This window comes from Paenibacillus shenyangensis (genome assembly GCF_000346635.1).
In the GTDB taxonomy this organism is placed as follows: domain Bacteria; phylum Bacillota; class Bacilli; order Paenibacillales; family Paenibacillaceae; genus Saccharibacillus; species Saccharibacillus dauci.
In genome coordinates this window covers 21,932-38,414 of sequence record NZ_AOIG01000012.1, presented here as the reverse complement: position 1 = coordinate 38,414, position 16,483 = coordinate 21,932, and the positions used below count along the sequence as shown (strand labels likewise).

Sequence of the window (16,483 nt, the reverse complement as noted above, 5' to 3'; positions counted from 1 at the left end):
ATTTCCGATAGTGTAGCACACGCTGTGAAGACTGTCATAAATCAAATTTAAAATAATTGGAGCAAATATAATAATTCGTCCACACCCAGGCTGAAATCGAAAGTTAATCAAAAGATCATGACTCTTGAGGGTCTAAGTGTTCATGCTATAATGAGCGTAAGAAGCAGATCATACGTGTACGGAAAGAAACGAAACCGTCACATTGGGCAGCTTCCATAGTGTTGGTGTGACAGACTTTGGTGCGGAGATGCGGATGGAGGAAACAATGGGGTCAAATACGGATAATCTCTCAAGAGGCAAACGGCCACTGTATATTTCGGTATATGATGAGCTGTTCAAACAAATTATGAACGGAACCCTGCCGCCAGGCAGTCGACTGCCTTCAGAACCCGAGCTTGCCAAGCGTTTTGAGGTTAGCCGGATGACGCTGCGTCAGGCATTGGCACTTCTGCAGGATGACGGTCTGGTCAAAAGCTTTCATGGTAAAGGCAATTTTGTAACCGGAACTACACACCGGGATGTCAGTCTAGGGTTGGAAAAGCTGGGTAATCCCCTGTATAAATGCCATACCGAAACCATTGATCGGGTAGAATTGAAGTTTCGGCTGGATCTGGAGAGCGACTACACCCAGGAGGTGCTTGGACGCCGCGCAGCAGCTGTAGTAGCAGCTGAACGCTGGTATTGGAGCGATGAACAAATCGTAGCTTATGCGTTTACCTTTCTGGCGATTGAGGCGGTATCTGAGCTTGGTATGGATCTGCAAAACGAGCCGTTGCTGCTCGATACGCTGGAACATGGCGTCTACGAGCAAGCTGCTTCGTCGCTGATTGAAGTGAAGCGCGCAAGTGCTGCGCCGGTGTCTGTACATAAATACAAGATGGATATTGGCGAAGGCTGCGATCTGCTGCTGGAGAGCGTATATGTCAATGAGCAGTATCCTGCCTTGTATAACAAATATTATATTCCGCGACAATACAGCTCTATCCAGATTCGAGCCAGCAGATAAAAAGTTCAGACCAAATGTATAAAGTGACCAAAGACGTTTTCCTTTAGTGGAAAGCGTCTTTTTGATATGTCTATCCTTACTTAGAAAAAAGAGGTTGTTGCGTCCAATGAAATGTGATACTTTATGTCTATACAAATTATACAAGTTTATATACAAGTATAAAATTTGTATATAAAAATCAAATACAGGAGTGAATAAAATGAGTAATATGGATAACGGACGTAACTTCTTCACAGAAACCCCTCATATCAAACCACAAGGTGCCGAAATCGCAGAGACCATTCTGCTGCCGGGTGATCCGCTACGAGCGCAGTTTATCGCTGATACGTATCTGGAAGACGTAGTCGAATTCAATCGGGTACGCGGTATGCTCGGATATACCGGTACATATAACGGAAAGCGTATTTCGGTTATGGGCACAGGAATGGGTGTTCCGAGCATGAGTCTGTATTCCTGGGAGCTGATTCATGTCTTTGGTGTGAAGAATCTGATTCGTATTGGTTCAGCCGGCGCTATTCAGGATAAGCTGAACTTGTATGATATCGTATTCGCTATTGGGGCATCGACCGATTCGAACTATGCCAAGCAGTATAATTTACCAGGTTATTATTCGATCATCGCTTCGTTCGATCTGCTGGAGAAAGCCAAGCAAACCGCAGACCGTCAAGGACAAAAGGTACATATCGGCAACGTGCTGTCGAGCGATATTTTCTATAACGAAGATCCGACGGCGCTGCACAGATGGAGTGATATGGGTATCCTCTGCGCAGAGATGGAAACGGCAGGATTGTATATGAATGCAGCACGAGCCGGAGTGAATGCGCTTTCGATTTTGACGATCAGCGACCATATTTTCCGTGAAGAAGCCACAACGCCCGAAGAGCGTCAGAATACCTTTACACAGATGATGGAAATTGCGCTGGAGCTGGCTTAGTACAGGCAGTTATACGAAAAGGAGATTACGTTGATGAATAAAACCCAGACGATACAACAGGGTACAAATGAGAGCGTTATCAACAGCAGTGAACCTTCTGCTGCAGATATCCCCACAGCCGGAAATGCTGCCGAGTCGGAGCCGAATGTATATTCAGCAGCAGAAGCACGTCGTCTTAAACAGGCTGTCCCTGTTATTCTGCTCTTTTTCCTTTTTGCATTGGTTATCGATAATTCGTTCAAGCTGGTCTCTGTGGCGATCGCACAGGATCTGCATCTGTCAATGACAACTGTCAGTTGGCAGGCTACACTGGCCGGACTGATCATCGGGATCGGAGCGGTTGTATATGCGACGCTGGCTGATACGGTCAGTATCAAAAAGCTGCTTGTAACCGGTATAGTACTCATCTGTATCGGTTCGGTTATCGGTTATGTGTTCCGGCATTCTTTCCCGCTGGTTCTGCTTGCACGTGTGATCCAGACTGCAGGACTGGCTTCGGCAGAGACATTGTATGTTATTTATGTCACGAAATATCTGCCACGCAGTGAACAGAAATTGTTTCTTGGTCTCAGCACAAGCAGCTACTCGCTGTCGCTTGTTATCGGCGCGCTTGCTGGCGGTTATATCTCGACCTATCTGAACTGGTCCGCACTCTTTCTGGTTCCTCTGGTCTCCATCCTGCTACTGCCGTTTATTCTGAAATTCTTGCCGAATGAGCAGTCCAGCCGCAGTCGCATCGATTTTGCCGGGTTGATTCTAATCGCTTCGATTGCTACAGCGGTGATGCTATACATCTCGGACTTCAACTGGCTGTATCTGATTCTGTTCGCTGCCGCTGCCGGACTGTTCCTGGCCTATATCAGCCGCAGCAAGCGAGCATTTATCGGTATTGAATTTTTCCGCAATCGCCGGTTTATCTCTATTCTGGTTATCGTATTCATTATGTATTCGGTACAGCTCGGTTATATTTTCCTATTCCCATTCCTGATGCAAAAAGTATACGGGCTGGAGCTCGACAAAATCTCCCTTCTGCTCGTACCGGGTTACATCACTGCTGTTATTGTCGGCGCACTTTCAGGCGGAATTGCCAAAAAGCTGTCCAATCGGCAGGCAGTATCGCTGGCACTGCTTCTGATTGCAGTTAGCGTAGCCCTTCCCGGTCTGCTGCCGTTCAGCTCGCCGATTATCTATGTACTGTCGATGATGATCTTCGCCGGATCGTTTGCGCTTATGTATGCGCCTCTGCTGGATTCCTGTGTCAGCTCGATTCCTGTGGAGAAAGCCGGTACTGCGATCGGATTTTATAACCTGATGATCAATGTAGCAGCCTCAATCGGTATTACGTATACAGCTGCCATGACCGAAGCACTGCCATTTCGGACCGTACTCGTGATCCTGGGTGCAGTATCGCTGGCTGCCCTGCTGCTCTATACGCTGTTAATGGGTCGTACTCAAAAAGTATAATAACTATCGTATGTAGAATCCGCTTTTGCGAAGTGAATCTGACAAAGAAAGCTATTCAAAGACGCTATTCAGTGAATGCAAACAAGCCCAAAATTCGGTTTCGGGCTTGTTTGCACTTACTTTATATTTAAAATTTTCGGTCCTTATCCTGTTCGTCATTTTCGATCAAATAGCTGATCAAACCGATAGAGCAAATATGAAATAAAGAAGGAAACAGCCATTTCACATTAAAATATAATAACATCAAAACCTGCGTTCACATAAATAAATTCGTATAGTTCCATTAAATCTCATCATTTATTTCCCATATATTATACTATTATCTTTTTATTAGAAAATCACTAATTTCCATATGAATTTATCTGCAATTATTCAGGTGTTATTTAAATAAGCACTATGATAATTTATAAATCAGAAAGCGCTTTCAAACAAAACGATTCAACCATCTTGTATTGAAAGGGAGAATGTAATGATCAAACGAAAGTACAAATCGCTGCTATCTCTGACGATGGCTGCTGCTCTGCTCCTCTCACTGATTCCCTCTGCCGCTTCGGCAGCAAGTACGGAAGAAGCAGTACAGCCCAAAGCTGCCGCTGCGACGAATATGCAATCTTATGTTGATGCGATGCAGCCCGGCTGGAATCTGGGCAATACTCTGGATGCTACAGGCGCAGATGAGACTTCCTGGGGCAACCCTCGTATCACTCAGACACTAATCAAGCAAATTGCGGCACAGGGCTACAAAAGTATCCGAATTCCGGTAACCTGGGATACACATATTGGTGCAGCGCCGAATTATACGATCGATCCGGCTTATTTAAGTCGTGTGGAAGAAGTCGTCAACTGGGCGCTGAACGAGAATCTGTACGTAATGATCAATGTACATCATGATTCCTGGCTCTGGATCAGCAAAATGGAGACCCAGCATGATACCGTACTGGCACGCTACAATGCGGTATGGAAACAAATCGCCGACCGCTTCAAGAATAGCTCGAACAAGCTGATGTTTGAGAGTGTTAACGAACCACGCTTTACGGATGGTGGTACAACAGACGAAGGCAAACAGCAGCAGATGCTGGATGAGCTTAATGTCTCTTTCCACAAAATTCTAAGAGCATCCGGTGGCCAGAATGCGACACGTCCTCTGGTATTGTCCACGCTGGAGGCAACTCCTTCACAGGAACGCATGACAGCACTGTACAACACGATGAGCAAGCTGAATGACTCCAATCTGATCGCAACCGTTCACTATTATGGGTTCTGGCCATTCAGTGTGAATATTGCAGGATATACCAAATTTAATGAAGAAGTACAAAAAGATATTACGACTACATTTGATAACGTCTACAATACCTTTACGGCTAAAGGCATTCCAGTTATTCTCGGTGAATACGGTCTCCTTGGATTCGATAAAAATACCGGCGTGATCGAACAGGGCGAAAAGCTTAAATTTTTCGAATTCCTCGGGTATTACCTGAAGCAGAAAAAGATCGCTACCGTGCTGTGGGATAACGGACAGCATTTCAGCCGTACCAACTACACCTGGTCCGATCCGGATCTGTTTAATGTAATCAAAACCAGCTGGACCGGACGTTCCTCCAATGCGGATAGCGACCTCATTTATATCAAAAAAGGAACGACTATTCAGGACAAGAAAATTACGCTAAATCTGAATGGCAATCAATTATCTTCCTTGAGTGTCGGCAGTACTACGCTGCAATCGGGTACAGATTATACACTCAGCGGCAATATATTGACCATCAAAGCCAGCCAGCTGACCAAGTTGACTACTTCGGGCAAATTCGGCGTAAATGCTACGATCACTGCCAAATTCAGCAAAGGTGCCAACTGGAAATTCAATGTTATCGTGTATGACACGCCAAAACTGAGCAATGCTCAGGGATCTACCAGCTCGTTCAGTATTCCGACTGCCTTTAATGGTGATCAATTGGCGACTATGGAAGCAACCTATGCTTCTGGCGGTAACGCAGGTCCACAAAACTGGACCTCCTTCAAAGAATTCGAAACTACTTTCTCACCAGTATACAGTGGGAATACTATCAAACTACAGCCTGCGTTCTTCAACGAAACCAAGGATGGTCAGGTAAACCTGAAATTCCATTTCTGGAGCGGTGCGATTATTAATTACACTATTACCAAGAGCGGCACCACAGTAACAGGTACAGCTGCCCAGTAAATGTCTTTTAGTAACAGATATATTAACAGAAGCAAGAATAGCAAAAAGACTGCCTCATTTCGGGCAGTCTTTTTTGTGTAACTTGGATATATGCTTTGTGACTTGTATATACACTGTTTGACTTTGTGTCCCTTATGTTATTCTGCCTAGTTGCCAATTTTGTTAATCTTCATTCTTGAATGGTTGATCTTCCAGCAGCGTCGCTTCGACATGCTGTACCATTTCCTGATATCCCTGTACCGATTGAGCGATAAAAGAAAGTACCGTATCACTCCAGCCATAAATATAAAACGTATTGCTGTCATCCGGGGGCACCATACTGCTCTGATAAGGCGCAATGTCCACAATAAAAGCTTTGGCATGCGGATTGATTTTGCGGCGATATTCTACAAGTTCCTGGTAAAAAGGACTACCGGTATTTTGCTGCTCATCAGTGATCATAATGATCTGATCCACACTCTCCCCCTGCTCGATCAGGCGACGTACCGGTGCACCTGTATTAGTTCCTCCGCGTGCCTTGATGCGCTCTGCCTGACTCATGATACTATCCCGGCGCGAAGGCTTGGCGTCTTCCACCAGTGTATCGAACAGCCAGAATAATGAGTTGCCGTCTGTCTTTTTATATAAAGCCAGAGCAAAAATGGATCCGGTCTGCAAATACTCACCAGTCATTGATCCGGAAATATCAAGAAATATAGCAGTACGTCCCGGCACATCCGGTAAATTGTCAAAGCTTAAATCTACAGCTTCACGAAGTGTGTCTCGCAGATCGGGATGGTTCACTTCTGCAAAAGCTTTGGCAAAGCGAAAAGGCAGAATTTTGGCTTTGCGCAGTGCTTCGGCATCTGTCAGACGCTCCTGTACATATTTTAGATTCTTTTTGCGGCTGAATACACCATGTCGATCAAGCGTATTCAGATGGCGCAGCAGGGCAAAAGCAGGCATTTCCTTCATTAGCGTTTGCCAGATGCCACGTGTTGGCGAGATAGCACTTGTTACGACTTCATAAGGCAGCTTGCCTTCCTGAATCAAACGAATGCGTTCATTGTCATCGGTAGCATTTTTGAGCTTTTCCAGCGCTTCAATCTGTGGAAGCAGCGCCAGATTTGTCTCCTGACCACGCAGATAGCGGTAAAGCGCCTGCTGCCGAAGAGTAGTAGGCTTAGGATGTGCAGTAGCGATCGCATCGCCCAGACTGAATCCGCGTCCACGACCGTTATATTTCATCGCCCAGTATTCGGTAGTTCGACCGAGAAACAAGGCAACCTGACGCTTAACCGCTCGTCCTCCCTGCCCCCGGCGCATCCCTCGCAAAATAGTCAAAAAATCGGCCAGATCGGATGGGATCCGAACCACCTGCTGAAAAATAGAAGCAAACAGATCCGGATGGGCACCTGACAGTACAGCCAGACCATACAGCGGCTGTAATCGCATAAAGCCTTCATTACGTGCAAATACCAGCGCTTTGGTCATAAATTCAGGGTTCAATTCTACCATCCCCTGGTGAATCGATTGGGCTTCGGCGATTAATTCCTGGCTGTTCGCGTAGAAGGTATTGCTAAATGTATTGGTTAGCAGCAGTTGAAGGTATTCCTCTTCAATACTGCGGTTATAGGCGACAAACCCTTCTTTGTTGGTAGTTACAGCGATTCCACTGCCGAATAGTTTTTTGGCATGACTCATGATGAGGTCCTCCTTGTGCTTGGTATGTATTTTACAATTCTGGGGAGATAGATATTATATGTGCTATTGATATGTACGATCCGGGGAAAAGAAGAAAAGGGCTGCTCTACCACTGAGCTATTCCGCAGCACATAACGGAAGCCGGAGTCGAACCGGCGACAGGCGAAGTAACCTTTTCGGGCGCCTCGGATCGGATATTGATTTGAGTAGTTGTGCTGGCACAGCTGCCATTGATGTTGAAGCTGCGTTTGAGTTTTGGTTTTGGTGTTGGTGTTGGCTTTGAAGCTGTGTATTGGAGGCACCGCTCCGGAAAGAGATTCTGCCACTCCCTACGGTTAAGAAGGGAGATCTTGAACAACCGCTTTTAGCGGTCGATCTCCCTTCTTAAATGTCGGTCATTGGCAGAATTCTCTTTCCTACGCTCAGTGCGGACTGCCTCTGTTTCTTATCTTCACAGCTTAATGGTTGTACAGCAGCTCCAGATTGCAGTAAACATGTTTGATTTTTTGCTGCTGATATACATAAGATTTATCGAACTATTTATGAATAGGGTCTTGCTAATATGGAGCTCAATACTTCGGTTGGAGCTTATTTGTTTAGGTTGCTAATTAAGCTGGTTTTTGGCTGTTTTATTTATCGTTGTGTGCTAAGTGTTTAGTGGAGCTCTGTACTTGCTTTTAATTTAAGCTGATAAGTGCTTATTTTGAGTGGGATCTTTTATATACGTGTGTATTTTCTACTTCTACTTCTACTTCTACTTCTACTTCTACTTCTACTTCTACTTCTACTTCTACTTCTACTTCTACTTCTCAAATTATGATGCGGATGAATGATAATAAAACATACCCGAGGAAATTAAAGTGAAAAGGTTTTATACCGCTCTACCTACTGAGCTATTCCGCCATGAACGGCGGAAGCCGGACTCGAACCGGCGACCTGTCGATTAACAGTCGAAGTAACCCTTTCAGGCGCCTCGGGTATGGGGATTACCGTGACAACCAGACAATCGGCATTTGCAATGTTTGACCGATGGATGTTGGCTGTTGTGTTCTCTTTGATGTACTTATCTTCTCATTTTCATACATGAACGAACAGGGCAAAAGTATGGCGACTTTGAAGAATCGAGAAATAGTTAGATCATTTTCTTCACAAAGACAGTTTGTAAAAAGAATTCGTTTTGATACAATAAGAAAACATTTTGCGAGGAATTACGTCTGGAGATAGAGACGATCCAGATGGATTGTAGATTGATGGAGGTAGACTATACCATGGCCAAAGAAAGTTTTGATAAAGAAATCCAGTTCCTGCGTCTATTGGCGCTGACCGGGGGTAATTATGATCGGCAGCAATTTGCCGGTAGACTCGGTATATCCGTACATACATTTGATAAAACCATTCGCCGATTGAAAGAAGTCAACGGCGATGCCGACTTTGCAGATCTGTTCCGGTATAACTATGCAGATTCGGCAGAACCGGTGCTGCTGTTCCTGTACCGGGCCAAATCGATGAAAGAATCCGAGAGTCGACGGCTGCCGATCATCCTGACTGCGCTCAAGCAAGAGTCGATGACCGCTGCAGCATTGCTCGATATATGCGATGAGCAGCTAATGGACAGTCATGCTGCTCCACCGGATGAGAAGACGATCCGTTCCGACCTGCGTTATCTGGAAGAGATCGGTGTGATTTGCCGGGAGCCTGGCGGTCGTCCTTACCGTTACCGGCTGAATAATGATCTGACCGAATGCCTGACGAGAGAGGAACTAATCGAGCTGTATGAATTTGTGGATATTATGGCAAATACACAGATTCCATCTGTTCAAGGCTATCTGCTGCGCGACAATCTCAAAAAAGCGCTCAAAGCAGCAGCGTCTGAATCTTCTGATGACAGCTGGCAGGAAGAATGGCTGGAGCCGTTCAGCTACCGTTATCATTATGATGCACGTATTCTCGATGAAGCCCATCTGTATACCCTGCTGCGTCTGATCCGTGAGCACCGTTTTATTTCTTTTCAATATTACTCTCCCAGCCGCAAGCGCAGTTATACAGCGCAAAATACCAATCCGCTATTTAGCCAGGATAGTGAGCCCCGTCGGCAGCACATGCTGCCGCTGCGTGTAGTGTACGATCATCAGTATGGCAGGTGGTATCTGCTTGGTACTACACCGGGCGGGCGGATCGTCAAATACCGTATGGATGGTATAGTGGACATTACAGCTGAAGAAGAAGCTGATACGCTGCTATGTGAACAGCATACCGCCAAGCTGGATGAACATACCCGCTATAGCTGGCTTGTGGATACAGGCAGAACATTCACAGTACGGGCACGCTTTTTCAAGCCAGCGCCGCCCCAAAATGACTTTATCCAGGAACGTGTACGTATGCAAGGGCAATGGGGAGAGATCATAGAGGAAGATTCACGCAGCTTTATTTATGAGATCAAGGTAAATGGATATACTGAGATCCGTCCCTGGCTGCGAAGCTTCGGTTCGAGCTGCGAAGTGCTGGAGCCTGCTGCTCTGCGGAACTCCCTGATCGAGGAATGGAAGGAATTGATGAGCGATTATGAATCTATTTGAGAAGATATTCAGCTACCAGCTGGCATCACGTCTGGAAGAAACAGCTACCTATACGCTGACATCTCAAGAAAGAGCCTGGCTGAAAATGATGCTGGAGCAGCCTGCCGCGCTCCATGCACTTGATCCACAGACTTTACATAAAATTGGAGATTGCCTGCTCGAAGAAGAAATCCCCCAGCTGCAGCAAGCCTTAATAGAAAAGGCGGGGTCCGCAGATGGCCAGACCTATTCTCCTCTGCTGCGTCCACTGCGCCTTATTATGCGCCGCCGTCAGGCTATGGAGATCCAGCGACTGAACAAGCATGGACAGCTGATTCCTACCCAATACGGGGTGCCATGGAAGCTGGAATTCTCGATGGCACGACGCGAATGGTATCTGCTCTGGTATAATCTGCGTACCCGAGCAGCGATGACAACAAGACTGATTCATATTCAGTCTGTAGCCGAGATGGTGCTGCCGGAAGATCAGTATGAACCGATTTGCCAGCGTATGCAGGAGATTTGCAGTGTAGAGCGTCAGGAAGCAGTTATCCAGCTGCTACCCATGTACAATATGGAATTGACACGTATTTTGCATGCCTTTTCCTGCTTTGACAAACGGGTAGAGTTTGTAGCGGAAGAACAGACGTATTACATTCATCTGAACTTTGCCGGTAATGAAAGTGAGTATGTGCTGAATCGTCTTCGCTTTCTCGGCAAACGTGTTCGTGTGATCCAGGGCGATCATCTAAAACGGCGCATGCATGAAACCGCGACGCGGGCGTTGGCGCGCTATGAACAGAATGCCGATAAGTAACCATTGTTGGAATACTCAAGTATCCGCCTATACGGAAATATAAAAATGCACCCCTGATGTCGATTAGTGTACCTATCAAGGTTTTCTAATCTCCAGTAAAGGGTGCATTTTATGCATTTCTTATGTTTTCACAGCATTCAGGATATAAGTAATTTCATTCGCTTCAACTAGTTAGCGTATCGATGCTTTATTATTCGGCCAGAGAAGCGCTCGCCATCTGGATATACGCTGATAGACGGAAATAGTCTGAAATGATGGTCCGATCTTCACTACCCAGCAATGCAGCCTGTCCGGTATCCGCCAGTTGTTTAAGCAGACGGCAGAGTTCATCCATATGCAGCTGTGCTGCTCGTTCTGCATAAGCACGAAGCTGATTCAGATCACCGGGAGACAGCTGGTTCAGACCGCGCAGCATCATTCCATTCAGCCAATCCTGAACCGTATCGGTTATCTGCCGGATTTCCTGCATGAAGCCACATCCTTTTCATTTGTTCTGTTATTCATCCAGCTTCAGATGTCGCATGGATGTGCCCTTGAGGAAACTGATCGGATACAGATACTGTCCATCGGCACGCACGAGCACTGTCATATCTCTGGACATCTGATCGGGATTCGTCTTTTCCAGCTTGCGAATCGTCTGCTGCCATTCCTGATGATATGGAATGACCAGCGTCACCTGATGACCCGATTGCAGCGTAGCATGGATCAGCAACTGCTGCGAAGAAGGATCAAATACCGTATGTTGAACCGACGTTAGCGTCAGCAGTAGTATACGAGGTTTCTTTTCTCCAAATAAAACTACCTCGGTCTGCTTGTGGATAAATTCCGGATCTTCCACTCGATAATGGCCAAAATCTATCTGTTCAACCGGCACTCGCTCAACCATATCAATGTTGGTGCTCTCAGCTGCAGATATACGCCGATCCCGATTGATTCGGATATGACGAAAATTCCACTGGCCTGCAGCCAGCTGCTTCATGGACAGACTTGCTCGCCATGGAGAACGTCCGGTATATTGAGCATCATACCGAAATGTATTGCCTTCGTAATAGACAGGCCTGGCATCTGTGTACGTATACATTTCCCCGTCTTCAGGACAGTACAGATAATAAGTGATTCCTCTGTAACCCGATCGGGTCTCCCACGGCTCAGCACCCAGTGCGTACAATTGCAGCTGTGCACGTTCGTAATAACGACTACGGAAGCTGCCAACCAGCTGGGCACGCTGACTGGCAGTTAGCTCTTGTTCCCAGACTTCCAGCATTAGATACGTTTCGGTTAATCTGTTCATCAATGCATTCATATCAAAACGGATATGACGCGCAAAGAAAAGCTCCAGTTCTCCCCGGATACTGCGCAGTGTACGTTCCAGATTCGGAAATTCTTCGCTTCGTGCGGTAATAGCGAGTGTCTCCAGACGCGCAATCACGGTCTGCGGCAATCTCGCCAGTCCAGTATGACTGATATCTGTCAGCAGCTTACGGCATTCTGTCATGACACTGGAAGAAGTCGGTACGCTATAACTCGATTCTTCCAGCAACTGCTGTTCTTCCAGACCCTGAAGCGCACGATAACGCAGAATAGCTTCCAACTTATATAGAGCTATACGGCTGGCATTATCGCGTACATTACAGAGTGCTTTGCTCAGATCCGGCTCACGGGTAAAGGAAACCTCGATCTGCTGGGATTCCATGCTTACAGTTAGCAGCGTATCTGTAGTAACATGAATCGTTTCCTTAATACTGAGTCTGAAATCCATCTCGGCAAGCTGTACAGTTGTATAAGACCGAAGTAGCTCACCCAAAGGAATCTCCATCATCCATTTAAACTCTGCTTCCGATTGACCCGATTCGCTGGAAAAGTCTGGAGAGTGCTGCTCTTGTTCACGACCTTCTGTCTGCTCTTCTTCTTGCATGACCGGCGTCGAATGACGCTGCGCGTATAGAATACCCAACAGAATATGACGACAGATTTTATCGGAAGGACAGCTGCATGCAGACTGATCCAATGTATCAACCAGCGTACATACCGTTCCATCACTCAGGATACATTGTACCTGTTCCTGCCCGGTCCATGTATATTCAGCGGTGATGCCTTTCTCCATATCTTTGAGCGCGCGATTATACAAGCCTTTATTCGCATATCGAATTAGATAATCTTCGGTACATTCATGGATAAACTGACGGAATCGTACGGGAAATGGCTGCATGCCTATCCTCCTTTCTCCTATTTGCCGATCTTTCTGGCAGATGATACAGGTTATTCATGGATAATCATGCCGATTCAGTCCACTTGTCCGGCAGCGCGTAAAATATCGTATACCGTCTCACTGAACACCCGGCTCGGGATTTTGCCTAGCTGTCTGGCCTGGGTCGGATCATAATAATGATAGCGGCTTCGACCGTTTTGCTTATAGAAACTGAGTGCCTCCAGCGTAATATCTTCCATACCTTCATAATAGGTAATGCTGGTACCACTAAAATGCAGCTGGGCTACCAGATCATCATAATCCTTGTACAGATCGGAGTACGCGCCTCCATCTTCGGCCATCCCTTTGTACCAGCCGTACTTTTCCAGTGCTTTCGGGAAAGCGGTCGGAGAGAATTCATCCTCCGGTAATCCTGCCCACTCCTTGAGTTGCTGTTGTTCTTCTTCTACGATATAGATTTGGCGCTCCAACTGGGTAAATGGCTGGCTGATCTCATAATCTTCCAGTTGGCTTTTCCAGTCTGTAATCTGCTGGGTTGTCATTTCCAGTGGATGAACCAGACCAATCATGGCACCCTGCTGCAGTTCGTACTCTTCTTCATCTACGGTATTAAATGTACCGTCGTCCATATAGCGGAATGTCTCGGTTAGCTGTCCATTTTCATAGATGCCCCAGATCAATCCGGCAGCAAATTGGCGCATAATGATATTATTCACAAATAGATCCGACCATTCACCCTGCGTCCACAGACGACGTTTGGAGAGAGATTCTTCCAGACGCTGCGCTTGCAGAGTGACCATGGTTTTGAGGTCTTTTTTGAGCTGGGTGAATCGTGCTTTGGACTGCTTGGCTTGTTCAGGATCATCTTTTTGGGCAGGTGCAGGCAGGCTTTTGACCATTTTGCCATTTTCTTCGTTGATTACCGTCAGCTGCAGATCACTATTTACCTTGACTGTAAAGGAACGCTCGCCGTAACTAAGCTTCTGCTGACCGTTTTCATCAAAACCAAGCGTAGTGATCAGTCGGTCAGCCAGCTGTTCCGCTGTCAGATTCATATTCTCTGCGGCCAGCTGCAGCGCTTCGGTAGCTGCATTCTTCACCTGACGATTCTTGATCGTACGGGACAGACGATCAATCAACATCAGTGCGGATACATCATTTATATAAGCCATAACTTTGACAGCTTCGGCTGCTATTGCACCCCGGCTGCTTTCGGTCCACTCTTTGACCTGATGACTGAGCAGATCACTAAGACGGCGATCCCCATATAGGGAAGCCAGATACAATATCCATTTTTCTTTGGCTGCTGCTCCATGCTGAATCCATACCTGTACCAGTTCCAGCGCAAAGTCGGCCAGCGATGCAGCCGTCGCGTACTGCTTGATTTCCTGGAGTTGTTCATTCGGTGCTGCCGTATAATCCAGAGACTGAAGCAGCATATAACGCTTGATTTCATCATTAAGCGGATGTCCATCCCTATGCTGTAGCTGTGGCAAACGCTCGATTGGCAGCCAGTCCAGACGGCTGCGTTTTTTGGCATCGCCTGTGGCAGCCAGCGCAGTATGCGCCTGTTCGGGAGTCTGTCCAAGTGTATCCATAAATACTTGAATGAGCGTACGGAAAGTATCTGACTTCTCTCGCTCCAACAATTCGGTATAAGCTTGCTTGGCATGGTCGCTGCTGCGCAGTGCATCCAGTACCATTTCTTTGATACCTACTTTTTTCTCTTTCCGGTAAATATTCATATACAACTCATAATCAGCCGAACGGGAGAATTCTGCACGTGATAAGGCATTGATCCGTTTGGACGAATCCGCCAGACCGAGTCGGATCGCTTCGGACAATTGATCCGGACTTAGCTGCTCACGTTCTGCGAATACAGTCTCCAGTACAGCCGCTCTACCGTCGGTAGGCAGCTCGCTGTAATATAGCAGACTTTCTGGTATATGGCTTCGCACAAGCTCGGTATAGATTTCATCCGGAATAGAAATATAATAATAATTGCTGTATCCATTTAGCATCAGCATGTTTTTCAGCATATTCTGGGTATCTATCTGTGAATCATTCTCATATACTTCCAGCACTCGCTGTCCATCAAAGAACGGAGAACGATACAGCAAGGATAACGAACTCAGCATCCACTCCGCTCGACAGGCAATAATGATAAACCTGCGGAATAGATCGGATTCTACCGGCAGCAAAGTGACTGCTGTTATTAGTACGCGATCCTTGGGATTATGGCCTGTTCCGTTCCAGATGGAGCTTACCTGTTGATCATTGATCATGCTCTCCAGTCCAAACTCCCCTGCCAGATAACGCCCGAGCTTGCGTCCTGCGGTGTAACTGTAGACTTTATCCGCCAGCACATCCAGAACCAGCTGTTCCAGATAGCTATCTTCCAAATCAATCATATTCTGCTCTGTCAGAATTTTGTACATGATCGCTTTGACTACGGGTTGTCTAGCGATCTCCATCGCACGGCGTGTACGATCCGGCTCAGCAACAATATCGGTTCGGATAGTATTCCATGCCGGCATATAGCTGTTCAATTCGCGCTGTACTGTCATAATCAGATCGTATGGTTCTTCCAGCGGCACGATCCCTTCAAACATTTGCATATCGGTAGAACGTCTCTCCAGTGAGGTCAGATAATAGCCTACTTCGATCGGCAGAACGGTATATAGATGCCGAACCGCTTCCAGCAGCAGTCTGCCTTCCGTACCTGGATCGTTCAACAGCTGGGTTTTGCCTCCACGGCTGTTCAATACGTAGAAAAAGGCTGCATGTACCTGGATTATTCCCTGATAAAACTGTTCGCGGCTGAGATTGTTCTCTTCAGGTATAACAAGACCATCAAAAGCATTTTTGCGAAGCTCCATCTGCTGATTTTCCAAAAAGGAAGGTTCCAGATCCAGAGCGGACAGATAATCATTCATTGGCATTTTGCCGAGTGCCATAGGCTCTACAATCCGCTTTAATTCCAGTCTGAGCTGTTCTTCATTGTCTGTTAGCACCGCCTGCAGTAGTGGTGGAAGCTCATCAGCCATCGTATTTACAAATTCGGGTTCCAATTCGCTGTACAACTTCATCAGTTCCAACAGCTCGACAATTGTATCCAGCCTGCCAATCATGTTCTCTCCTTTGGAAGGGGACTTTCTGTTCAGAGCTGCCTGCTTCATTTGCCGCTGGATCACTCCTTCGATGATATCGCTACCCACATATTTATGCAGCATACGGAGCGCTTCCAGCCCTTGCTTCCTTCTATGTACTGCATCGCTGCCTTTGGCGCTCAGGCTGGTCGGATGGATATATTCTTCCATACACAGACTGAACGGGTCCATATAGTACCGCTGCTGCCATTGACTGCTTGTAAGAATCACTACGGCTGCCGCTCGATAAAAAGAATCTCCCCGCTCTTTTTTGCCCATTTTCTCCAGCAATTCCATTGTACGATATCCATAGCTGTTGGAATTTTGCAGCATATCCGGCAGCTCGTCGGTCTGTCCGCTGATATACTCGAGAATAGACTGTTTGCGGTCTACAGCAAGAGAATATTCCTTCGAGCAGGCCTCTGCGAACCTGGCCAGCAATGGATCTGTTGATTCATTGATTAACATG

General features: G+C 46.6%; 10 protein-coding genes and 1 tRNA gene. 6 read left to right on the top strand and 5 right to left on the bottom strand.

Translation table 11 applies throughout. The annotated features are described in order from the left end of the window. Nucleotides 1-265 precede the first annotated feature (265 nt). From H065_RS0110975 to H065_RS0110960, 4 genes are all read left to right on the top strand, one after another. Nucleotides 266-1,006 carry a GntR family transcriptional regulator gene (locus H065_RS0110975; protein ID WP_017813106.1) on the top strand — a complete coding sequence of 247 codons (741 nt, stop codon included), beginning with the start codon at nucleotides 266-268 and terminating at the stop codon, nucleotides 1,004-1,006. A gap of 199 nt (nucleotides 1,007-1,205) precedes the next feature. After that, nucleotides 1,206-1,940 (top strand): purine-nucleoside phosphorylase, encoded by a 735-nt coding sequence (deoD, locus tag H065_RS0110970; RefSeq protein ID WP_017813105.1) that lies wholly within the window; start codon nucleotides 1,206-1,208, stop codon nucleotides 1,938-1,940. Between the two features lie 33 nt (nucleotides 1,941-1,973). Continuing rightward, nucleotides 1,974-3,404 (top strand): MFS transporter, encoded by a 1,431-nt coding sequence (locus H065_RS0110965; protein ID WP_017813104.1) that lies wholly within the window; start codon nucleotides 1,974-1,976, stop codon nucleotides 3,402-3,404. Nucleotides 3,405-3,873: 469 nt separating this feature from the next. Then, entirely contained in the window at nucleotides 3,874-5,601 is a 1,728-nt protein-coding gene (locus H065_RS0110960) for a cellulase family glycosylhydrolase (protein ID WP_017813103.1), read from the top strand. A gap of 162 nt (nucleotides 5,602-5,763) precedes the next feature. Here H065_RS0110960 and H065_RS0110955 read toward each other — a convergent pair whose 3' ends face one another. Next, nucleotides 5,764-7,284 (bottom strand): TROVE domain-containing protein, encoded by a 1,521-nt coding sequence (locus H065_RS0110955; RefSeq protein WP_017813102.1) that lies wholly within the window; start codon nucleotides 7,282-7,284, stop codon nucleotides 5,764-5,766. Nucleotides 7,285-8,192: 908 nt separating this feature from the next. Beyond that, a tRNA-OTHER gene (locus tag H065_RS27700) sits at nucleotides 8,193-8,257 on the bottom strand. Between the two features lie 295 nt (nucleotides 8,258-8,552). On the opposite strand from H065_RS27700, the gene H065_RS0110950 reads away from it, so the two are divergent. Both H065_RS0110950 and H065_RS0110945 read left to right on the top strand, forming a co-directional pair. Further along, entirely contained in the window at nucleotides 8,553-9,860 is a 1,308-nt protein-coding gene (locus tag H065_RS0110950) for a helix-turn-helix transcriptional regulator (protein WP_017813101.1), read from the top strand. After that, a complete protein-coding gene (locus H065_RS0110945; RefSeq protein ID WP_017813100.1) occupies nucleotides 9,847-10,656 on the top strand; it encodes a WYL domain-containing protein in 810 nt (269 codons plus the stop codon). Before H065_RS0110950 ends, H065_RS0110945 begins: the two co-directional genes overlap by 14 nt. Nucleotides 10,657-10,846: 190 nt before the next feature. Here the strand turns inward: H065_RS0110945 and H065_RS0110940 are convergent, their stop codons facing one another. The 3 genes from H065_RS0110940 to H065_RS26975 form a co-directional block, all read right to left on the bottom strand. Then, the gene (locus H065_RS0110940) at nucleotides 10,847-11,125 is read right to left on the bottom strand and encodes a hypothetical protein (RefSeq protein WP_017813099.1); all 279 of its coding nucleotides are present in this window, start codon (nucleotides 11,123-11,125) and stop codon (nucleotides 10,847-10,849) included. 27 nt (nucleotides 11,126-11,152) lie between these two features. After that, the gene (locus H065_RS0110935) at nucleotides 11,153-12,865 is read right to left on the bottom strand and encodes a hypothetical protein (RefSeq protein ID WP_017813098.1); all 1,713 of its coding nucleotides are present in this window, start codon (nucleotides 12,863-12,865) and stop codon (nucleotides 11,153-11,155) included. A gap of 74 nt (nucleotides 12,866-12,939) precedes the next feature. Beyond that, complete coding sequence (locus H065_RS26975) at nucleotides 12,940-16,482, bottom strand: DUF4132 domain-containing protein (protein WP_017813097.1); 3,543 nt, start codon at nucleotides 16,480-16,482, stop codon at nucleotides 12,940-12,942. Between the last annotated feature and the right edge of the window lies 1 nt (nucleotide 16,483).